Genomic DNA, 21,964 nt, shown 5'->3' on the forward strand with positions numbered 1-21,964 from the left:
GCAGTTGCTTGTAGGTTGATCACTTATTGAGTTTTTTCTCCAAACAGTCTTTATTATTTCACTACTTAACCAATCAATTTTAATCCGATCACAGACGCTAAAATCACACCAATAAAAGCAATTCTGCGCCAATCTTTAGATTCTCCATAAAAAATCATGCCTAAAATAGCTCCCCCAGCAGCCCCGATACCTGTCCAAATAGCATAAGAAACACCCATAGGTAAACTTTCCATAGCTAAATAAAGAAAAAGAAAACTACTACCAAACGTTAGAAACAACAATAATAAAGATTTTTTGTCTTTATTTACATTAAAACGATTGATTGATCCAACACCTAACATTTCAAAAATCCCTGCAATCATTAAAAATAACCAACTCATCTTTTTGTTTCTCCTTTCTCACCTGTTACAACTTTCAATCCTATAACACCAATCAATAACACAACAATCAATAAAATTTTGGATATTCTGAATTCTTCACCAAAGAATAGAATTCCTGTGATAACAGTTCCTGCAGTCCCTAAACCGACAAATACTGCATAAGCTGTCCCCACTGGTAAAGTTTCTCCGGCTTTAATCAACGCATAGAAGCTAATCAAAATCAGCAAAGCAGTTAACAAAATTTCCCACCAAGTCGTACTGTATTTCATGCCAATCACCCATAATACTTCGAAAAAAGCACCAATCATTAATTTTAACCAATCTTTGTTCATAGAAACTCCTCCTTAAAATTTAAAAGTACAGTAAAATCGTCCAGCCTTGAATGGAAAATAGAAAAAATATGAGGAGCGCTTTTTGCTCCTTTTATTTTTATCTTTTTCCCGAAAGGCTAGCTCTTCTCGCTAGATAACATCTAAAAGCTAGATGAGCTCGTCCAGCCTTGAATGGAAAATAGGAAAAATATGAGGAGTGCTTTTTGCTCCTTTTTATTTTTATCTTTTTCCCGAAAGGCTAGCTCTTCTCGCTAGATAACAAAAAAAGTGCCAATCAATTATTCTATCTAAGGCCTAAGAATAATTGGTTCACACTTTTATTGATAAGTAACCGGCGTTTCTTATCTAAAGTTATTTATTTTGACTTTACGTTTATAAAACTGATTCCCATTCTACTCTATAACAAACCAATTAGCAATAGATTTGTATACGTAATTAATTATTAAAAAAAACTTAATAAATTAATGCACTAGCTAACTATTGTTCCTAAAATGAATGATCCCCCAACCTAATGGTACTTTAGATAGACTCACAGCTCAATTATTCCAACAAAAATAGCCTGATTTTATTATAGGGATAATTTCCAAATATAAAGAAACGTTCTCGAAATAAGTTTTTCTGAAAATTCAGGCATCATGATTTTGTAAATTCAATCAACATATGATACACTTAATTCATCAAAAAAAGATTCTTAGTGAATCGGTTAACGTTGATGTTACTTACTTTAGGCGGTAGTAATATCAGCGTCTTTCTTTTTTATAGGCAAATCATAACATACTAAGAACTTTTTAAAAGACGGTGCCTAATCAGGGTAAAAAGAATGCTTGTCCAGTCCTTTTTAAGTCTATCTCGTTTGCTCCAAATCCTTTAATACGTTTTGCGAGTCTTGTCTTTTTTATTATGCTAATGCGCCCATTGGATCCCAAGGTGCTAAAACTGTTGGCTCTTGTTTCCACGCTTCTTGTAATTCTGGCGATAATAATTCTTTACGAACAACGATTTGATACGTATATTCATCCATCCACTCATCACTCATTACAAAGAATCCTTTATCCCCGACTTTTTCACCCCAACTATTTTCGACTTTCCATTTTGTAGAAGCACCAGCAACCACATCTACTCCAGTTAAAACCATCGCATGGGTCATCAAACTTTCACCAAAATCTAAGCGTTGTGCTTTAGTCATCGTAAAATCAATATCAAATAAATCATTCATATCATAAGCATCTAAAGCCATAATCCCAGTATCTCTCGTAGAAGATTGACCTACATCACAGCCAAACCAAACGGATTCTCCTTGTTCTAATTGAGCAATAGCTAATTTTTTGAATGTAGTCATATCTACGTTGATATATTTTACCTCTTTACCACCAACCACATTTCCTAACATTTCTACAGTATAAGTCTGATTGTATGGTTTATCAGCTGTAGGTGCGTTGATTACACTTACGTAATCATCCAGATTGACACCAACATATTTATCATAGAATGATTGTGGTGTTAACCCTTGATCCAAGTGATAATTTTTCTCTTCATCTCGGTATTCAAAATCAAATGTTTCTGGTGGTGTTCCTAATGATATCGCTAAAAAGTGATAGACTTCCTCTAACATTCCTTCTTTTCTTTTTTGAATTTTCTCAGAAGATTCCCCATTTATTACTAGCTCACGCAAAATTGTTGCATCTTTTCTTAATTTTTTGTTTAAGTAATTATTTAAATCACGAGAGTTTGAACTATTACTGCTTTCAGGCATTGCGGTTTTAGGTACAACACCGTATTTTTGGAAAAGAGAGACGATCATATCCCATTGGCCGCCATCTTGTTGCGGCGTTGCTAATAAGAAAGCAACTTTTCGGCTATCTAACGGTTGGTCGGCCGTTGCAATAATATTTTCGTAAAAATAATTGGATTTTTCATATTTATCCCAGAAAAAAGTATAGTTCTGCGAAAGTTCAAAATCTTTTAAATTAAAACTGTGGATCATTTTGTGTCTAAATGTATTTAACGCCGCAAACATCCAGCAACGACCGCTTTGTTTTTGATTTGCTACTTTGCCAGTTGTGATATCTACTGAAAAAACAGGTACATTTGTTACTTCGGCACTCTGATTTTGTGCAGAAGCGGTAATTCCATTTTTAACAACTCCGCGCTGTAAAGCGTTTTTTTTATTATTGTTCATAAATGTATCATAGAATTTTTTTGTCACGTTTGGTTCAATTGCTGACATATTGATTCATCCTTTCACTCATAACATTTCTTCATTATTATATGCCTGAATGTTCAATCCCTCAAGTCTTTAACAAAATAAACATTGCTTTTTTGCATCACGTGTATTACTATGTACAATACAAAGAACAAAAGAGGTGAAAACATGTTATTAGAAATCGATAGCCAAAGTGACATCCCTATTTATCAACAGATTTGTAATCAACTTATCCTAGGAATCGCTAAAAATGAGATACAACCAAATGAGGTGCTTCCTTCCGTGCGACAAATGGCGGATGAAATCGGTGTAAATATGATGACTGTTTCAAAGGCATACACTTTATTGAAAAATGATGGATATATTGTAACCGATCGACGGAATGGAACGAAGATAGCTCCAAAACAAGAAGCTACGCTCTCATTTCAACAGCATTTTTCAGACAGTTTAGAATTATTACTAGCTGAAGCATACATTCATCAAGTACCCGAAAGTGAGCTATTACAACAGATAAAACAGACGTATCAAAAATTCGAACAATAGAAGGTGGATAAAATGAATTTATTTTTATATTTAATACTCGTCGGAGTCAACTTTTTAATGGCGTTTGCTCAAAGAATACCTGCAAATCCTCATAAAAATATTATTTTAGAAACAACATTGCCTAAAGAAAAACTACAAGATCAGCAAGTGCTTACTGTAAGCACAACTTATAAAAAAAGATTGTTGCAATGCGCGTTTATTTTCTCTATTATTGCACTACCGATCATCGTTATTCCTTATGATTCATTAACTTTGATTTATTTTTTAGTGCAAATGTTTGGCTTTATCGGCACTTCTTTTTACTTACAGGTCATCTACATTCGAAAAATGACCACTGTGAAAGTTCAAAATAATTGGACTATGCCAACCAGTCCGATACTCGTTGATACAAAACTTGTCGCAAATAAGAATCGAAAATTGATTTCAGTCTGGTGGTTTTTACCTAGTATTTTGCTTACTATTGTCGGTTGTCTTTATTCTTTTAGCGTACTTGATTTAGCCAATGGCTCATGGATTATTGCTCTTGTTTCGATTGGTATAGTTGGAATGTTTTTAGCGTTCTATTACTTTATTGCTCGTTTTCCAGTTAAACCGTTAACAAGTGACGAAACAATCAACCAACAAGTTAATGATCTAATGCGGCATCATTGGTCTGTTTTAATGGCTGTTTCTGCACTAGTTATGAGTCCTTTAGCTTTTATGCCGGCTGCTTCCATTACCATTCCATATGAACAAATGATGATGCTTACTATTGGTTATGCCTTCTTTATTCTTGCATTCGTGTTTTTCACATTTTATTATTTGTTCTCATCTAGAAAAAAACAAGATCAATTGATTTCATTGGCGCAAGAATATCGTTATAACGATGAAGATCAATATTGGAAATACGGTATTTATATCAATCCAAACGATAAACGAATTCTTGTTCCTGATCGTGTGGGAATGAATATTTCGACAAATTTAGGCAATTTGGGCGGAAAATTAAGTATGGGGATTGTAGGAATTTTAGTATTGATTGCATTGATTGCATCTAGTATTCCAATGCTGATTAGTGATTTTTCAGCCAATCCATTTCAATTATCTACTTCTCGTACAACGGTTTCTTTATCTGCTCCTTTGTCTCAAAGTAGAAAAATTGCTTGGAAAGACATCGAAAGTGTGGAATTATTGGATACGATGCCAAAAGATTTCATTCGAGTATATGGTACTGCAACAGAAAATTATCTGACCGGCGAATTTCAAGTAGACAATAAACCAGCTTATTTGCTTGTACTTAAAAATAAACAACCGATTTTAAGAATCCAAACGAAAGATAAGTTTTACTACTATACAAATAAAGACAGCAAGCTAACTAAAAACTATTATCACGAGATTCAAAAAAAAATAAACAAGTAACGACTTAAGGTTGAGGTCAGCGACTTTTTTCTATGAAAATTGCGTTTGATCCCAACCTTTTTAGCTATTTTCACTAATATTATTTCTCATCTAATAACCAAAATTGACAAATAAATCAAAATAGTTCGTTTTTTTAGATTATCCTTTTGACATATTCGATCAGTATGATTAAACTAAACTATAACGAATAGGAGTGAAATAACAATGATTGGATTCAAACTAAGAGACTATCAACAATCAGATTTACAGGCGATGGTTACTTTATTCAATACAACTGTACGTGCAATCAATAAAAAAGATTATACTGAAAAACAAATCGAGCAATGGATTCAGTCAATACCTGATGATAAAAAATTGGACCAAACGTTCTCATCTTCGTATACATGTATTGCTCAATTAGGCAATAAAATGCTTGGTTTCGGTAGTATTTCAGATTCAGGTTATCTTGAGTATTTATATGTAGATAGAGAGTGGATTGGCTATGGTATTGGGAAAAAACTAGCGACAAATTTGATTGATCACGCACTTAAGGCAGGGGCAAAAAAAATTACTGTCCATTCATCCATTACTGCAAAACCATTTTTTGAGTCACTTGGATTTGTCGTTGTAGAACAAAGAAATAATTATCGTAGTAATGTATTGCTGATCAACTATTTAATGGTTTATGAAAAATAAAATAAGTTAGGAATATTTGAGATATCCTCAGATACTCGAAAGTTAAATAAGCGGCTGAACGAAGGATTTTCGTCATAGCCGCTTATTTTCTGCTTAAGATCGTTCCCAAACAGATGTTTTTTTATAGTTATGCAACAATAAATTTTGTTTCAGATAATGCTGCTTGAAGTTCTTCGTTGGAAATTTCTCTATCACTAGTGACAGAAGCTGATTTATTTTCCAAATCAACACTAGCCACTTGAACCCCTGTAATTTTTTCAAAATTTTCTTTCACGATTGTGACACAACCATCACATTTCATTCCATTAATTGTTACTGTTTTTTCCATCATAGACACTCCTTCAATTTTTTATTTGTGTTTCCTTAATGAACCAAATGACACTGACATTGTCCAGGTGTACAGTTGCACGGTACTTCTTTCACTGCTGTTTTACGCTTGTTCTTTAGAATCGATTCCAGTAGGTCAATGTCATTAATACTCAATAGACTATCATTGATCATTGATTCAAGAACTTTACCGACTTTTTTGCTACAAATCTTAGACAGCATTTCTTCTGAAACAGCTTCAATACTTTTACGCTCTTCAACTAATGGCAAGTAGGTGAACTTGTTTCCATTACGCGTTGTTCCCAGCATTCCTTTGTCAACTAAACGACTTAGTAACGTTTTGACTGTGGTGCTTTTCCATTCAGTCTTTTCGTTAAGAATCTCTGTAACTTCCTTACTGGTCGTTTCTCCAGAAGCCCAAGCAACTCGCATGACTTCCCATTCTGCATCGGTAATATTTAGTCCTTTTTTCTTATCTGACATAAAAAAGTCTCCTTTTTAGCCGTAGTATTTAAAAGGATGAAACTACATATGTAGTCAAACTATGTATTAATAATAGCTCTTTTCTTTTGATTTGTCAAAAGAGAGATTTTACTCGCTATGTAATTCGCTAAATTTCCACCCCTTATTTTGTACTGTACTTATAAAATAATACCCGTCAGTCATGCGTTCTTTCATTCCATGTTACTTTATGTAATTTTTTAAGCTCTATCTTATTTTATATAGAACGATCATATCTTTTGGTGAATTTCTTAATAAATACTATACTAAGTCATAAAGATTTTTTAGAATAGTTTTATCTGGTTTTTCTGAAGTATATAAAATAAGGAGGTATATATGAAAACAACTGACACTATGCAAAGCTCAACTGCTGGACTTATTATGGGTGCTTTATTGATGCTTGTTGGCTTTTGGGGACTGTTAAGTTTTTCTTGGCTTTGGTGGGGACTTTTTGCTGGTGGTGTGCTTGCTTGGGCATTAGCTTTTGGAAAAAATAGCCTAGCTGCTTTTCGTGTTCCACGCAAATTATGGACGATTCCAATCGCTGTCATTAGCTATTTTGTTGTTGGAATACTGATTGGACTCTTATCCAACTTTCTAGGATTCCATTGGGCTGCAAACCCTGCTAATGGTCATTTGAACGCGATTATTTTTATGCTGCCTTTTATGTTAATGGGAGAAGAATTATTAGGCATCGGCATACTTGAAGGTGCACAAAGTAAAGGTCTTTCTCTTAGCACAAGTACGTTATTAAGTGCTCTTATTTTCGGTCTTTTACATATCCCTGCTTATTGGGATGGTTCTTGGTTTTCTACACTAGCACATGTTTTACTTTTACAGGGCGTTGCTCGACTAATTTTAAATATTGTCTATCTAAAAACAGGAAAAAGTATTTGGGGATCATGGATCGCTCATGTACTAATTGATTTAATTGCTTTATCAGTTGCTATGTGATTATTAATAATCAACTGAATCTATCTTTTGTCTAATGACTGGATTCAGTTGATTGGTTATTTTTCTGCCAATGCTATTGTTTAACTTTGACAGATTACTTACTGTTTTAGTTTGTTTAAGCACAGTTCACTTTATTTTCTTGAATAAGTTGTATACACCATATTGTTTTTTACATAGACTTGCTCTACGTTTAAATTCACCGGACCATCGAATTTATTGAATAAAGGAATGCCGTCTCCCAAAATCGTTGGAATGGTGGTGAGAATATAGGTATCGATCAAATTGGCTTCTACTAAAGGAGCAATGATGCTGCCGCCACCTACGACCCAAATCGCTTTTCCTTCTTGTTCTTTTAATTCTTGAATCAATTCAACTGGATTTTGCCTCGTAAAGAGAAGGTTTTCCGTATTTTCTTCTGGATGACTGGTGATAATATAAGACGTTTGCTCCTCGTAAGGATACTCATTTGGTGATAGCTCGTTAACGACTTGATCATACGTGGTACGCCCCATTACGACTGTATCGATTTTCTCCATCAACTCTTGATAACTCGTATCTTCTTCGACCAATTCAATACCGCCGCCTAAAAAATCGATGCTGCCGTCAAGTTCTGCGATATATCCATCCAGACTTGCAGCAATGTATAAAATAACTTCTCTACTCATTAAAAATCTCTCCCTTCTTTCACAAAGACACTCTGAACTATTCATTGTACTGGTTTTATTTTTCTAGTCAACTAGTTTGTTCAATAAAAAAACATAGTTAAAAGAAAAATGATTCCCCCTTCCAACTATGTTTTATTTTATGACTACTTTATAGCCATCCTTAATAATTGCCTGTCGTGTCGTTTGACCAAGGCAGTATAATTCTGGCATTTTCGTTAGCCCAGTTTCAATAAACACAGATAAAAATCGTCGCCACAAAGAAGGGCTTGCTAGATAAACTGCTGTGATTTTTTCAGTAACTAAACAATTTTTTAATTGTTGTCGGCTCTCATCAGAAAAGAAATTATCATAAAGAACCGGTGTAAACAAACGATGCCCCATTTCTATTAATTTCCTTTCTCCGACTCTGTCTGCCAAATTACTTTTAGGATAATAAATCGTTGTTGGTGACTTGTAATAAGCTGCCCATGCATCAAATAAATGCTGCTTGGTTGGCATCGGTGCTTGAAAATCAATCTTTACACGGTTATTTATAAGAACTTGACCAGTTTTTGCGCCGATAACTGCGAATTTTTTCGTCCTTAAATCATCGATCGTTGATTGGCGGAAAAAAAACTCTGCTGCATGCTGACTTGTCAAAAAGACCCATTCACTTTGCTTTAGCTGTTTTTCAAAAGACAGTCCTAATTCTCTTTTTTTCAAAGTAAGCAACGGAATCTCTAAAATATCAAACCCTTTTTCTTGAAAAAATACGCGATCTTCTTGATTATCTTCAATTAAACGCGTTAAAAGAACTTTTTTCATGTAGTTTCCCTAGTCATCTCTTTCAATAATTTTTCCCCCACTCGGCCTCCAACTCCTGCTAACTTCTGAACTACAAGGGTCTGCGTAAAAGATTGCTGCAGTTTCCTATCGCCGAGAAAACCAGAAAAGCGGTAGCCATCCTTCTCCTGACAAGCGAATGCACCGATCGGAATATCACAATTGCCGTTGAGCATCGCTAAAAAGGCTCGTTCTTCCATAACCAACTTTTTAGTAATTGTGTGATTGATAGGGGTCAAAAACTTAAGCATATCATAATCTTCACTGCGACATTCTACAGCTAAAGCTCCTTGACCAACGGCAGGTATACACTGCTCACTAGTCAAAATTGAGTAAGGGTAAGAAGGTTTATCAAACCAGTTCAAACGTTTTAACCCGGCTGTAGCTAAAACAATCCCATCTAATTGTTGTTCTTCCATCCACTTTAAACGTGTTCCGACATTCCCTCGAATGGATTCAACTTGTATATCTTTGCGTAAATTTTTCATTTGAAATTCACGACGCAAGCTACTTGTTCCTATTTTGGCACCAAGCGGCAATTCAGCCAATGAAGTGACTTCCCGAAAAATCAAACAATCGGTTGGATCACTTCGCTCAGGTATAGCTGCTAGTGTCAGTCCCTCCGCTATTTTAGCTGGCATATCTTTTAAGCTATGGACAGCAAAATCGATTTTCCCTGCTAATAATGCTTGCTCTACTTCATTGATAAACAAGCCTTTTCCGCCAATTTTAGATAAACTGACTGAAAGCATTTGATCTCCTTTCGTCGTCATCGGAACGATTTCAACGGGAAACTCTCCATGAACTTTTTTCAGTAGATTTAAAACAATCGTGGTTTGCTTCATCGCTAACGGACTCTTTCTGGTGCCGACTCGGACGGTTTTCATTTTACTTACTTCCTTTATCTTTTCTTATCTTCTAATCATACTAGATTTTACTTATTTGACAACTGACCTGTGCCAACTTTATAGGCTAAAAAATACAGCCCAGCTACAAAAAAGCCTCCGCCAATAATATTCCCCAGATACACACTAATCATATTTTGTCCAAAAGCCGCCCATGTATTGCCGCCTAAAAGAATCCCCATCGGAATCAAAAACATATTAGCGACCACGTGCTGAAATCCACAAATCACAAAACCCATGATAGGTAAGAAAATACCGACGATTTTTCCAATAAAATCTTTAGCAGCAAAATTCAGATAGACAGCCGTACTGACTAAAAAGTTGCAGGCAATTCCTGAAAGAAAGCCTTGTAAAAAGGTATCCTTGGTACGTCCAAGAGAAACTTGAATCGCTCGCTCAGCAAAATCTCCCTGTAATGCTCCACTTAGATACCCAAAGAAATAAGCAACAAATAACGACCCAATTAAATTAAAAAGCGTCACAATCACAATATTTCTCAGCCATTCTTTCCCGTTGATTTTTTTAGCAAATAACGCCATAGAAACAACCATCATATTCCCTGTAACCAATTCTCCGCCAGCCAATAACAAACAAATCAGACCAAACGGAAACACTGCTGCGCCAATCACATTTACAAGTGTTCCCCACTCTTTTGGCATCGTTCCCATCGCCCGAATCATGGCAATCCCTGCAACAGCGATAAACACCCCTGCTAAAAATCCTAATACTGCTAAAGTCAAAAAGCTTGCACGCGCTTTTTGAACTCCTTTTTCAATCGTAACATCGACTATCTCTGGTGGTTGAAGTGAACCCATCTATTTATCTCCTTTAATTTAAATTATCGTTTGCGAACTCTTACATTTAAACTATCCAATTCTTTTATATACATGTTCTTCAAGTTTTGATCTAGATAAACAACTTCATCAAAAGAATGATCCCTTAAATAACAACGGTGTACCTCATCAAAGCGCAGATCTCTTTGCTCGCCAACTTGAATCGCATAGACATCCGCTCCTTTTTGTGTATAGGATAGAATTATTTCAAAATCGATTTTTTCGATATCAAGCAACAAAATTTTTTGTCCAAATAGCGGCAATTGTTCAAACCACTCTGCACCCTTACGACAGGAAACAACCTCGCCTACAATAATCAATGAGGGATTTTGGAGTTGATAGTTTTCAATTGCTTCTACCATCGTTTGAATCGATGCTGTCATTGTGCGTTGACGACCTAAGCTACCCCATTCAACGATTGCTACTGGTAAATTGGGTGAGACACCTTGTTCTAAAAGCTTACGCTGAGTGTCTTCTACCCGCTCCACGCCCATATATAAACATATCGTTCCATTTTCTGTTAGTCCTTTGAAATCAATCGATTCCCCCGCCTGTCGATGAGCAGTTGCCAAGGTTACTTTACTGCTATACTCACGATGTGTCAGCGGAATACCGCTATAGCTACTAGCAGCTGATGCAGCAGTAACACCTGGTACGATCTCATAACTGATTCCTTTAGCTTGAAGTGTTGAAACTTCTTCACCCACACGACCAAAAATCCCAGGATCGCCCCCCTTTAAGCGAACGACGCTTTGGTGTTTTCCACCTTCTTCTAAAAGCAATTGATTGATATTTTTTTGTTTTAACACATGATTTTTGGGATACTTTCCACTATAAATAAAACGCGCTGAATCTTTAGCCAAATATAATAATACGGGATGTACGAGTCGATCATAAATAATAACATCCGCTGACTCCAGCAATCGTTTCCCCTTAAGTGTCAATAGCTCCGGATCACCTGACCCTGCACCGACAAAATAAACTTTACCCATAACTACACCATGACATACACAAGGTTATCTTCAACAATCGTTTCATAAGTACGAACACAACCTTCATCTGGCTCTTGAACTTGTCCATCATTTAAATTGATTTTATAATCGTGCAGCGGACAAAAAACATACTCACCTGAAACCGTTCCTTCAGCTAATGGCCCTTGTTTATGGGGACAAACATTTTCAATTGCCTTCACACGATTATCGTTCAAACGAAAAACAGCGAGTTTTTGCTCTCCTACAATGACTTCTTTGCCTATTCTAGGTGCTAGTTCATCTAATTGTGCAACAAAAATTTTTTCCATGCTTATACTCTCCCCACTGTGTATAGTTCTTGGCGTGTTTTTGAATCTTCAACGACTTCATCCCAAGGATTGCCACGACGACCTGCGACCGCTTCATCTAAAGCCGCTAACAATTCTTGACGTTTTTCTGGATTTAACAAGACTTCTTTCACAACTTCAAAGCCCATACGTTCAATCCAAGGCGCAGTCCGCTCAGCGTAAACGCCGGTTTCACGGTAGTATTGCAACATTGCTCCACAAATATCAATCACTTCTTGTTCCGTTTCAACCGTCGTCAGTAAAACAGCTTCTTTCACTTCAGTTCCACCATTTCCACCGATATAAATTTGGAAGCCATTGTCTACACCAATGATCCCAAAATCTTTTACACCGCTTTCCACACAACTTCTTGGACAGGCCGAAACACCCATCTTAAATTTATGTGGTGTATCGATAAATTCGTAACGTTGTTCTAATTTGATCCCCAGCCCCATTGAATCTTGCGTGCCAAAACGACAGAAATTCGCACCTACACAGGTTTTAACTGAACGAACAGCTTTAGCATACGCGCCTGCTGCTTTCATATCCAATTCTTCCCAAATTTTTGGTAAATCTTCTTTTTTGACCCCATATAGTCCAATCCGTTGACTCCCCGTTACTTTCACCATTGGAACATCATATTTTTCAGCAACTTTTGCAATCAATAGCAATTGCTGTGGATTTGTTTTTCCGCCGCGCATTCGTGGAATCACAGAGAATGTACCATCATTTTGGATATTGGCATATAGCCGTTCATTAACGTAACGAGATTCTTTTTCATCCTTGTGTTCTTTAGGCCACGCTACATTTAAATAGAAATTGATTGCAGGTCGGCACTTTGAACAACCTTCTGGATTTACGAAATGCAGTTCACGATAGACTTCTTCAGAAGAAGTGAGTTTTTTGGCGTAGATTTGGGTAACGATTTGATCCCTTGTTAAATCCGTACAACCACAAATTCCAGTTGGAGCAGAAACAACTTCACCGCCTAATGCATAAGCTAAAACATCGCCAATTACTGATTTGCATTTACCGCAAGAACCACCAGCTTTGGTATGCTTTGTGACATCAGCAACTGAGGTTAACTCTTTTTCGTTGATGGCCGTCATGATCGTTCCTTTGTCGATTCCATTACAGCCGCAAATTACTTCATCCTCCGGCCATTCGCTGACATCAGCACTAGCTTCCTCACCTACCATATGGAGTAAAGAAACCGGCGTATATTCTTCAATGCTTTCATTTTTCTTTAAAATATTATAATAGCGATTCCCTTCACTTGTATCACCATATAGCACAACGCCTATAACTTGATTGTCTTTAACAAAAATCTTTTTATACGTATAGTTGATACCATCAAAGGCTTCAATGCTATTGACGCCTTCTGTTTCTCTGATCGTTCCAGCAGAATATAAGTCACAGCCTGACACTTTTAAGGAGGTAAATGTGGTGCTACCTTGATACGGTTTTGTTTCGTTATCGGTCAACATATCTGCCAAGACTTTTCCTTGTTCAAACAACGGCGCAACTAAGCCGTATACATTGCCATTATGTTCCGCACATTCGCCTACCGCAAAAACATCTTCAACAGTGGTTCTCATAAAGTCATCGACAACAATACCTCGGTTCACTTCGATAGTCGTTGTTTTTGCTAATGTTGTTTCAGAACGAATCCCAATCGACATCACAACCATATCTGTTTCGATCGTTGTACCATCACTAAATGCTAAACCTGTCACACGAGATTCACCAAGAATTTTTTGCGTGGCTTTTTCCATTAAGAATTTTAATCCTTGTTTTTCTAAATCAGCTTGCAGCATTTTTCCTGCTTTTTCATCTAATTGTGTTTCCATTAGCCATTTTTCTAAATGAACCACAGTGACATCCATGCCTTGATCTAACAAACCTTTTGCCGCTTCTAACCCAAGTAAACCGCCGCCGATCACGACTGCTTTTTGGTATTTCCGGGCGGCTTCAAGCATATTTTCTGTATCATCTATTGTTCTAAAGCCAACAACACCAGACAATTGAGCGCCTTCAATAGGTAAGATGAACGCTCTTGAACCGGTCGCTAAAATACACTTATCATAAGTGATTTCTTTTCCTGAGTTTGTGGTAATTTTTTTATTATTGGTATCCATTTTGACTGCGGGATCATGATTAATCAATTCAATTTGATTTTCTTCATACCATTCAAGTGGGTTGGTAATGATTTCTGAGACAGTCATTTTCTTTTGTAAAACATTACTTAGCATGATTCGGTTGTAGTTTGGGTATTTTTCTTCTCCAATGATGGTGATTTGATAGCGTTTAGGATCACGATCTAAGATTTCTTCGATTGTACGGACACCAGCCATTCCATTTCCAATTAAGACAAGCTTTTCTTTCATTTTATGTAGGTTCTCCTTTTTGTGATTTTTTGAGCAATCTAGTTGATACTTTGTCTTTTTTAGAATAGCAAGAATGACGGGAGGTGACTATTAGGGAATTGCCTAATAACTGAAAGAAGGACTCTAATAAATTCAGTCACTCTCTTATAGAGAAAGTATTGATGTTCAAGATAAAAGAGCTATCAAATGAAACAGCCTCCAAAAGTTAGATTTTCTAGTCTAACTTTTGGAGGTTGCTTAACTATAGATTTCAACAATCGATAAAATGTTTTTTATTCTTCAAACATTTTTTTCAACTGTTCCTGCTTTTTTTTCACAGCTGCCGGATCTTTCCCATAAGACGACAATGCCAGCAGATATTCTCCTTGTTCAATCGTACTCATATTATAAAAATCGCTATTTTCTTTTTGGCTGCAATCATTGACCCATTGGTGTTCCGATGCATCATTCACGATTTGTTGATTGATCGCTTTAGAATTCGTACAAGCAAAAATAAGATGAGCCTCTTTAATATGGTCAGGAGTATACGTTGTCTTGATTAGCTCTATATTGTCCAATTCATTGAATTCGTTCAGAAATATTGGTGCAACTAGCGTCACTTTCCCTTTTGCTTTTAAAATCCCTAAGGTTTTACGCAACGCGATTTTTCCACCACCAACAATCACAATTTTTTTCCCTGTTAGTTCAAGCATTATTGGATACATTGGACAGCCTCATTGACGATGTGTTCCAAATCAGTTAAGATTCGTGGATCGAATTCTAACGTTCGTGTGATAACAAATTCTTCTGCGGGAAACACTTCGCTTAATTTGTTTTTCATGATTGTAATCAAGTGTCCATCGAATAAAAAGAAAGGCACAATCACGATTTGTTGCTTCTTCGATACGTGTTTTTTGATGTCTGCCACATAATCTTCTTGTCCTTTTAGACTTGTCGGGATAATGGAAAACCCAACTTGTTGCTGAATTTCTTCGGCAATTTCAGTTAAAACTCGTTGCGGTTTATTGGTTTGTTTCGTTCCATGAGCAACTAAAATACCCACTAATTGCTCCTCTAAATAAGTAGCGGCTGCTTCTTGAAATCGTTCCAATAATACTTGACGACTTCCTTTTTTACTACCAAAGGTTTCAGTTTGAATAAATTCAACTTCTGGATAATCCTCTTTTATTTGTTCCAGTTCGTTGGGAATATCCACTAAAGCGTGTTTGGCTGCAAATAACAGCACTGGAACAACAATCATTTTATTGACACCACTTTGAATCATTTTTTTCGCAACCGTCGAAATCCTATCTGGATGGTTTTCTAAAAAAGCTATTGCTTGATGGATCGTTGGATCAATCTTTTTTTCTAATTGTTGAATAAATGCCATTGCTGCTTGGTTCTTTTCATTTTTTTGACTACCATGAAAGACATACAGAATTCCAATCATTTTTTTCACCTCATAAGTCGATTAATTGATGTTTCATACTATATTGCAATAATTCGCTAAACGATTCAAATGCTAGTTTCTTCATCAAGTTAGATTTGTGTACTTCAACCGTTTTTACAGAAATAAATAAACGTTCAGCAATTTCTTTATTGCTGTAACCTAGTGCTACTAAAGGCAATACTTCACGTTCTCTTTTAGACAAGCGTTCATATTTTTCGTCTTTTTTAGATAGTTGGTTTTGATTTGACCAACGCTCTTGATCGTACTCCCCAAAGAAGGGATCTATGACAATTTTTCCAGCAGCAACTTGTTGAATCGCCTCTAATAATACTGTATCTTGTGAGCTTTTCAAAATATATCCTTTCGCTCCATATTCTAAGGCGGTACGAACATATTCTTCTTCGTCGTGCATACTTAAAATAATCGTTTTTACCTTAGGAAAATGCTCGTTGATTCGTTTCGTTGTTAACAACCCATTTTCTCCTGGCGGCATCCGCATATCCATTAACACCACATCTACGGGATATTTTTCAAGTAATAAAAAGGCTTCTGTTCCATCAGCCGCATCGCCTACCACCGTTAATTCTTTTTGCCCTTCTATGAGCAGCCTTAAGCCACTACGAACAACGGCATGATCATCCGCTATGATAATATTCATCTTGTCACCTCCACTGTATAGGCAAACGTAATGTCACCGTTGTTCCTTCTGCTTTTTCTGATTGAATCTCTAAAAAACCACCAATTGATTCTGCGCGTTCTTGCATATGTAACAGACCTAAACCTTGACTATGCACATTCACCGATTGAAGATCGAATCCTTTGCCATGATCTCTTACGTTAAGAACTAAGTATGTATCTTCTTTACTAAGGGTTACCCACAGTTCATCCACGTCAGCATGTTTTATACTATTCATCACACTTTCTTGCAGGACACGGTACGTAATTGTTTCGACCTTCTCCAAAAAACGTAGATTGTCTATCATCGGAATAAAATGAATCGCTACCCCTGTTGTCTCCGTCAAGCGCTGTAATAAGGCTTCGATTGCTGGGATCAGGCCTAAATCATCTAATGTTGTCGGACGTAAATCAACAGCTAATTGTTTCACTTCACCAAGTAACGCGACAAAATCTTCATCGATTTTTTGTAATTTATCTGCTAAGGCTTCTGGTTCTCTGCTCCGCTTTAGCTGGCGTGTTTCCAACATCAAACTATAAATACTTTGCGCCAGTCCATCGTGAAGTTCTTGAGACAGGGCGCGTCTTTCGTTTTCATGCGCTTGATTCACATATTCAATCAAGCGTTTATTTTGGATGACTTGTTGGAGACGGTCTTGCACAGCTACACGGCGAAGACTTAACAATGAAGCGTTCTGATCGATTCGTGTGTAACTTCCGCTGAATTGTTCTTGCACCCCTTTTGAATCTTCTAAAACCAATGGAAAAGCCCCTTGATCCCATTCTTCTTTGACTTCACAATCTAAACATTTCTCCATTGTAGAATGAAGCATGCACCCTTCTCCTCTAGCAATTTCCAAGACTTTCTCTAAAGAAAAACAATAGCGGGTTTCTAAGTCAACGGCACTCTTATTGCACTTAATGCATCGATTTTCTTCTATCAAAAAAAGAGCATCTTTTGCTTCTGTAAATAAATGTTCTAAACTCGTTTTATTCATATTTTTCACCTATAAATAAGCAAGAAGTTCATCTGCTTTGTCCTTTGTGACAATCATAAATCCCTCTGAAATAGTTACGTTCTGCCGATAACCAACTAAAAGAACCCCTTTAACTTCGCCTTTTTTCACTACTGGAACTGCAGCAATTGTTTCTAATTTTTCCATTCGTGTAATCGGCAATTCAACTAACTTTTCTGACTGGTTTTGCAAATTGGTTGCCTGATATGCTCTACCTGTTCGCCAAACAATTCCACCAATTCCTTTTCCTACTTGTAAACGAATGCGTTGATAATTTTGATTTGTATTTCCAGCAACATATTTCCAGCGAATCTCACGTACTTTGGTTACATTATTGATCGTAGAAAGAGCTAAGGCAACAAAATCAACGGTTAACTCTGATTTAATTTGATCAATTTGCTGTTGAACTTGGTCGGTCATTCGACTACTCCTATTCCCTAATTTTTAATAAAAGGCTTGTTTTCCACTCTCACTTCTCTTATTCTTAAGCCAACATCACTTATATTAAGAAGGATTTTTTATGAAAACAACAACTACTTTTAGTCCGAAACGGTTAGTCATGATTATTACGATGACTGTCTTTTCATTTTCTAGTATGACAACGGCTTTTTTCTTAATGGGAATCAAGGCTTTTCCCTATTTTATTGCAGCTGCGTTGTTCTATTTTATTCCCTACGCTATTATTATAGCAGAATTTACAGGTGTTTATAAAAATCATATTGGTGGTTTATATCATTGGTTAGCTGGTCATTTGTCTGAAAAGGTTGCTTTTATTGCGGCTTTTTTATGGTATTGTAGTTATTTTATCTGGATGATTAGCTTGTTTATGAAGCTTTGGATTCCATTGTCTATTTTACTTTTTGGTGAAGATTTAACCAAAAAAAGTAGCCCGATTTCCTTTCTATCGTCTTCTGCTTTGATTGGCTGTTTATCGGTAATAGCAGTGGGGATTACACTCTTTTTTGTCAGTAAAGGGTTTAAAGGAATCGCTTCGGTATTGTATTTAAGCGGATTAATGATGATTGTGCTGATTGGCATCAGTTTTGGTGGAAATATGTTGCTTTGGATCAAGAATCAACAAGATATATTACCAAATCTTTTGACTAGTCTTAAAGGAGTTCAATCAGGTTCTTCCACAAGTCAAACAGTCATTACTCAGCTGTCTTTTTTAATTTTTGCTATCACAGCTTTTGGCGGTTTAGATACGATTGCCAGCTTAGTTGATAAAACAGGCAAGCAAAAAAAACACTTCCCAAAGTTATTGATTTTTAGTAGCCTTTTAGTGGTTGGTTGTTATTTTTTAGGGATACTGTTATGGAGTGGCGGCAATGATTTAGCGACATTAAAAGAAAATCAAAGCATTCATTTAGGAAATTTAATGTACGAATTAATGGCAAACTTAGGTCATTCTGTTGGACAAGCTCTTGCTTTAACAAAAAATCAGTCTACTTTATTAGCACAATTATTCATCCGATTTACCGCACTAACCTTGTTGCTTTCTTATAGTAGTTTGCTATCGACTATTTTCTATCTGCCCATTCGGACATTGATAGAAGGGACACCAAAGTACTATTGGCATGCTCAATTGAAACAAAAAAATAAACATGATATGCCGATTTATGCTTTAGTGATTCAAGGTGGTTTAATCAGTTTATTTATTTTAGGAATTAGTTTTGGTAGTCATTATGTGGTCTTTTTATATAATCAACTAACTTTGATGACCAATATTTCTAGAGCCGTTCCTTACTTATTGGTTGCTCTTGCTTATCCCGAGTTTAAGAAACGTCAATTGATTGCCTGTCCAGCTTCTCAATTCATTCATTCACAAAGGCTTAGTTTGTTTATTAGCCGCAGCGTGATTGTTAGTATTCTTTTGGCTATCAGCTTTCAATTGTATCAACCTCTTTCAAAAGGAAATATCTTGCAAAGTGCTGCTTTAATTGTTGGACCTTTGCTATTTTCTTTAACTGCTTATTTATTGTATAGCTACTTTCATATAAAAAAACAAGCACAAGCCAATTGGGATAATTAGCTTAGTTGAAAGAAAAGTAATAATAAGCGAAATCCCTTTATTTCCTGTACAATGATAAGGAAAGTTTATTTACATTTTTATCATTTGTACAGGAGGGATCTGTTTGTTCGATGTAGAAAAAGTTCAGTCATTAAATGATTTAGAGATGCTTGTTTATCAATATATTTTAGAACATATGGATAGTGTACCAAAATTAACTATTCGTCAGTTTTCTACTAATTGTCATGTATCTACATCAACTATTTTACGATTTTGTTCTAAAATGGGCTTTGATGGTTTTTCAGAATTAAAATATGCCTTAAAAAAAGAAAAAAAACAGCAGGCGTTTGAACAATTTTATGATGCAACGATTCATGTCGATTCTTTTTTGAAACGACTGAACCAACAAACGTATTTTGAAACCTTAAAACCTGCCATTACAATGATTTGCTCCGCTCGTCACATTGTCTTTTCTGGAATTGGTACTAGTGGTATCTTAGGGACTTACGGCAGTCGTTACTTTGCAAATATGGGGATTAATGCATATAGTATTGACGATCCATTTACCCCGATCCCTCAACGAGGATTTGAAAATACACTAGCCATTATTTTGTCTGTTTCAGGAGAAACCCAAGAAGTAATTAAACAGATTACTGAGCTAAAACGGTCTGGTGCTAAGATTTTGAGTATCACAAACGATGAACATTCAACGATTGCTCGTTTAGCCGATTACAATATTTCGTATTATATGCCGGATGAACGGGCAAGTTCTCTTGATCCATTCATCAACCTCACAACACAAGTTCCAGTCATTGCTTTATTGGAATTACTTGCACATCAAGCTGGTAAAGAACTATCCGACAAATAAAACGAGCGTTCAAAAACAACGACCTATGTGGTACTTGTTTTTGAACGCTCCTTTGTTTCTCTGACAACTTTCTCTCTGTATGCATCTTGAATTAGCGACTTCTCTTATTTTGTTTTTTCACATGGTACATGTTTCTAATAACCTTTTATCTATTTAAACGAAAGAAAAATTCTTTTATAGTATACATGTAAACGCATTCAGTGAATTAATATACGAGCGGCCGCTCTATTAAATTACTACACGCAATTATTTTCCGTTACTTTAGTTAAGCAAAGGAGAGGTTTAGAATGAATGAATGGATCAACGAAAAAGTTCTGCCACCCGTTTTAAAATTCGTCAATACCAAAGCAATTACAGCGTTAAGAAATGGTATGTTGTACACGATGCCATTTACGATTGTCGGTTCGATTTTTCTATTATTAGCCAATTTACCGATTGAATCTGTTGCAAAATGGATTACTGACAGTGGTTTGGTTGTTTACTTTAATCAGGCGTATGGCGCATCGTTTGCGATCATGTCAGTCTTTGCGGTTATCGGAATTGCTTACTCTTATGTAAAAACAGAAGGTTTTGAAGGGTTGCCTGCTGGGATGATTTCACTTGTTGTCTTTATTTTATTTATGTCCTCTGAAATCACTGATGCAGATAGCGGTGTGACAATTGGCAATATCATCAATAAAGACTGGACTGCTGGTAAGGGAATGATTACAGCGATCATCGTTGGATTGATTGTTGGCTGGGTTTACAGCTGGTTCTTACGTCATGATATTCGGATCAAATTACCTGAAGCGGTTCCTGAAAATGTAGCGAACTCATTTACTGCCTTGATTCCAGCTTCGGCTTTAATCACTAGCGCAATGCTTGTCTATATTTTCTTTGATAAAGTCTTTAAAACAACCTTCTTTGATTTTATTTACGACGTGTTACAATCACCACTTCAAGGCGTGACTGATTCATTAGGCGGTGCTTTGGTCCTTGGTTTCTTAGTTCCTTTATTCTGGTTCTTCGGAGTGCATGGTTCAACGATTGTTGGTGGTATCATGGGACCGATTTTACAAGCTAATTCTTTAGAAAACACAGAGATTTTAAAAGCAGGTAAAGAATTAACGGTGGCAAACGGTGGACATATCGTAACCCAACAATTTTTAGATCAATTTTTAACTGTAACTGGGGCTGGGATGACGCTTGGATTAGTCGTTTATATGGTATTCTTTGCAAAATCTGCACAGTTCAAACAATTAGGCCGTTTATCCATTGGTCCAGCAGTGTTTAATATTAACGAACCCATCACTTTTGCTACACCGATTGTCATGAATCCAATCATGGCGATTCCGTTTATTTTAACACCAGTCGTTTCATCAATTATTACTTACTTTGCTTTATATACTGGTTTAGTGCCATTATTTACAGCGGTTCAGGTTCCTTGGACGACACCTCCGATTATCTCAGGATTATTAGTCGGCGGTTGGCAAGCAGCGTTACTTCAAGCATTCGTTTTGACTTTAGGATTCTTTATTTACTTACCATTTGCTAGAAAAATGGATGCCATTAACTATGCACAAGAAACCAATCAACCAGTAACAGAAGAAGTGTTAGAAGAAATTGAAGCGGAAGCTTAAACATCCATTTCAAACTGACGTAAACATCACTACACGGCTGATTCCGTTCAAGTAATTCCTCCCAGCTGTGTGGTGATTTTAATCGTTAAACATGAACCATAACAAA

At 36.2% G+C, this 21,964-nt stretch carries 24 protein-coding genes; 7 read left to right on the forward strand and 17 right to left on the reverse strand.

Annotated elements, in window-relative coordinates; genetic code table 11:
* Positions 1 to 65: 65 nt before the first annotated feature.
* From A5880_RS04870 to A5880_RS04880, 3 genes are all read right to left on the reverse strand, one after another.
* The gene (locus A5880_RS04870) at positions 66 to 380 is read right to left on the reverse strand and encodes a DMT family transporter (RefSeq protein WP_086331329.1); all 315 of its coding nucleotides are present in this window, start codon (positions 378 to 380) and stop codon (positions 66 to 68) included.
* Entirely contained in the window at positions 377 to 712 is a 336-nt protein-coding gene (locus tag A5880_RS04875) for a DMT family transporter (protein WP_086331328.1), read from the reverse strand. The genes A5880_RS04870 and A5880_RS04875 overlap by 4 nt, the downstream gene beginning before the upstream one ends.
* A gap of 898 nt (positions 713 to 1,610) precedes the next feature.
* Positions 1,611 to 2,939, reverse strand: a complete 1,329-nt coding sequence (locus A5880_RS04880) for a C1 family peptidase (protein WP_086331327.1) — start codon at positions 2,937 to 2,939, stop codon at positions 1,611 to 1,613.
* A gap of 144 nt (positions 2,940 to 3,083) precedes the next feature.
* On the opposite strand from A5880_RS04880, the gene A5880_RS04885 reads away from it, so the two are divergent.
* The 3 genes from A5880_RS04885 (at position 3,084) to A5880_RS04895 (ending at position 5,528) form a co-directional block, all read left to right on the forward strand.
* Entirely contained in the window at positions 3,084 to 3,458 is a 375-nt protein-coding gene (locus tag A5880_RS04885; RefSeq protein ID WP_086331326.1) for a GntR family transcriptional regulator, read from the forward strand.
* 12 nt (positions 3,459 to 3,470) lie between these two features.
* Positions 3,471 to 4,853, forward strand: a complete 1,383-nt coding sequence (locus tag A5880_RS04890; RefSeq protein WP_086331325.1) for a PH domain-containing protein — start codon at positions 3,471 to 3,473, stop codon at positions 4,851 to 4,853.
* Positions 4,854 to 5,057: 204 nt separating this feature from the next.
* A complete protein-coding gene (locus A5880_RS04895) occupies positions 5,058 to 5,528 on the forward strand; it encodes a GNAT family N-acetyltransferase (protein WP_086331324.1) in 471 nt (156 codons plus the stop codon).
* Positions 5,529 to 5,655: 127 nt separating this feature from the next.
* Here A5880_RS04895 and A5880_RS04900 read toward each other — a convergent pair whose 3' ends face one another.
* Entirely contained in the window at positions 5,656 to 5,856 is a 201-nt protein-coding gene (locus A5880_RS04900; RefSeq protein WP_086331323.1) for a heavy-metal-associated domain-containing protein, read from the reverse strand.
* Positions 5,857 to 5,891: 35 nt separating this feature from the next.
* Positions 5,892 to 6,338 (reverse strand): CopY/TcrY family copper transport repressor, encoded by a 447-nt coding sequence (locus tag A5880_RS04905; RefSeq protein ID WP_086331322.1) that lies wholly within the window; start codon positions 6,336 to 6,338, stop codon positions 5,892 to 5,894.
* Positions 6,339 to 6,692: 354 nt separating this feature from the next.
* Between A5880_RS04905 and A5880_RS04910 the strand changes: the two genes are divergently transcribed.
* Positions 6,693 to 7,310 carry a CPBP family glutamic-type intramembrane protease gene (locus tag A5880_RS04910; protein ID WP_086331321.1) on the forward strand — a complete coding sequence of 206 codons (618 nt, stop codon included), beginning with the start codon at positions 6,693 to 6,695 and terminating at the stop codon, positions 7,308 to 7,310.
* A 131-nt stretch (positions 7,311 to 7,441) separates the two neighbouring features.
* On the opposite strand, the gene A5880_RS04915 is transcribed toward A5880_RS04910, so the two are convergent.
* The 12 genes from A5880_RS04915 to A5880_RS04970 form a co-directional block, all read right to left on the reverse strand.
* Complete coding sequence (locus tag A5880_RS04915) at positions 7,442 to 7,975, reverse strand: dihydrofolate reductase family protein (RefSeq protein ID WP_086331320.1); 534 nt, start codon at positions 7,973 to 7,975, stop codon at positions 7,442 to 7,444.
* A gap of 132 nt (positions 7,976 to 8,107) precedes the next feature.
* Entirely contained in the window at positions 8,108 to 8,779 is a 672-nt protein-coding gene (locus A5880_RS04920) for a uroporphyrinogen-III synthase (RefSeq protein WP_086331319.1), read from the reverse strand.
* A complete protein-coding gene (gene hemC / locus A5880_RS04925; RefSeq protein ID WP_086331318.1) occupies positions 8,776 to 9,684 on the reverse strand; it encodes a hydroxymethylbilane synthase in 909 nt (302 codons plus the stop codon). The genes A5880_RS04920 and hemC overlap by 4 nt, the downstream gene beginning before the upstream one ends.
* 47 nt (positions 9,685 to 9,731) lie before the next feature.
* The gene (locus A5880_RS04930; RefSeq protein ID WP_086331317.1) at positions 9,732 to 10,517 is read right to left on the reverse strand and encodes a formate/nitrite transporter family protein; all 786 of its coding nucleotides are present in this window, start codon (positions 10,515 to 10,517) and stop codon (positions 9,732 to 9,734) included.
* Between the two features lie 23 nt (positions 10,518 to 10,540).
* The gene (cobA, locus tag A5880_RS04935; protein WP_086331316.1) at positions 10,541 to 11,527 is read right to left on the reverse strand and encodes a uroporphyrinogen-III C-methyltransferase; all 987 of its coding nucleotides are present in this window, start codon (positions 11,525 to 11,527) and stop codon (positions 10,541 to 10,543) included.
* A gap of 2 nt (positions 11,528 to 11,529) precedes the next feature.
* Complete coding sequence (gene nirD, locus A5880_RS04940; protein ID WP_086331315.1) at positions 11,530 to 11,835, reverse strand: nitrite reductase small subunit NirD; 306 nt, start codon at positions 11,833 to 11,835, stop codon at positions 11,530 to 11,532.
* A gap of 2 nt (positions 11,836 to 11,837) precedes the next feature.
* The gene (gene nirB, locus A5880_RS04945; protein WP_086331314.1) at positions 11,838 to 14,240 is read right to left on the reverse strand and encodes a nitrite reductase large subunit NirB; all 2,403 of its coding nucleotides are present in this window, start codon (positions 14,238 to 14,240) and stop codon (positions 11,838 to 11,840) included.
* A 272-nt stretch (positions 14,241 to 14,512) separates the two neighbouring features.
* The gene (locus A5880_RS04950; RefSeq protein WP_086331313.1) at positions 14,513 to 14,944 is read right to left on the reverse strand and encodes a precorrin-2 dehydrogenase/sirohydrochlorin ferrochelatase family protein; all 432 of its coding nucleotides are present in this window, start codon (positions 14,942 to 14,944) and stop codon (positions 14,513 to 14,515) included.
* Positions 14,932 to 15,669 carry a sirohydrochlorin chelatase gene (locus A5880_RS04955; protein ID WP_086331312.1) on the reverse strand — a complete coding sequence of 246 codons (738 nt, stop codon included), beginning with the start codon at positions 15,667 to 15,669 and terminating at the stop codon, positions 14,932 to 14,934. Before A5880_RS04955 ends, A5880_RS04950 begins: the two co-directional genes overlap by 13 nt.
* Before the next feature lie 10 nt (positions 15,670 to 15,679).
* Positions 15,680 to 16,327, reverse strand: a complete 648-nt coding sequence (locus A5880_RS04960) for a response regulator (protein WP_086331311.1) — start codon at positions 16,325 to 16,327, stop codon at positions 15,680 to 15,682.
* Positions 16,328 to 16,331: 4 nt separating this feature from the next.
* On the reverse strand, positions 16,332 to 17,342 hold the full coding sequence (locus tag A5880_RS04965; protein ID WP_086331310.1) for a sensor histidine kinase: 1,011 nt from the start codon (positions 17,340 to 17,342) through the stop codon (positions 16,332 to 16,334).
* 9 nt (positions 17,343 to 17,351) lie between these two features.
* Complete coding sequence (locus A5880_RS04970) at positions 17,352 to 17,780, reverse strand: GAF domain-containing protein (protein WP_086331309.1); 429 nt, start codon at positions 17,778 to 17,780, stop codon at positions 17,352 to 17,354.
* 100 nt (positions 17,781 to 17,880) lie between these two features.
* On the opposite strand from A5880_RS04970, the gene A5880_RS04975 reads away from it, so the two are divergent.
* The 3 genes from A5880_RS04975 (at position 17,881) to A5880_RS04985 (ending at position 21,858) form a co-directional block, all read left to right on the forward strand.
* Entirely contained in the window at positions 17,881 to 19,392 is a 1,512-nt protein-coding gene (locus A5880_RS04975) for an amino acid permease (protein ID WP_086331308.1), read from the forward strand.
* A 103-nt stretch (positions 19,393 to 19,495) separates the two neighbouring features.
* A complete protein-coding gene (locus tag A5880_RS04980) occupies positions 19,496 to 20,239 on the forward strand; it encodes a MurR/RpiR family transcriptional regulator (protein ID WP_086331307.1) in 744 nt (247 codons plus the stop codon).
* Between the two features lie 287 nt (positions 20,240 to 20,526).
* Positions 20,527 to 21,858, forward strand: coding sequence for a PTS sugar transporter subunit IIC (locus tag A5880_RS04985; protein WP_086331306.1), 1,332 nt, complete (start codon positions 20,527 to 20,529; stop codon positions 21,856 to 21,858).
* The last annotated feature ends 106 nt before the right edge of the window (positions 21,859 to 21,964 follow it).

It is taken from the genome of Enterococcus sp. 4G2_DIV0659, from assembly GCF_002140715.2.
GTDB lineage: Bacteria > Bacillota > Bacilli > Lactobacillales > Enterococcaceae > Enterococcus_L > Enterococcus_L mansonii.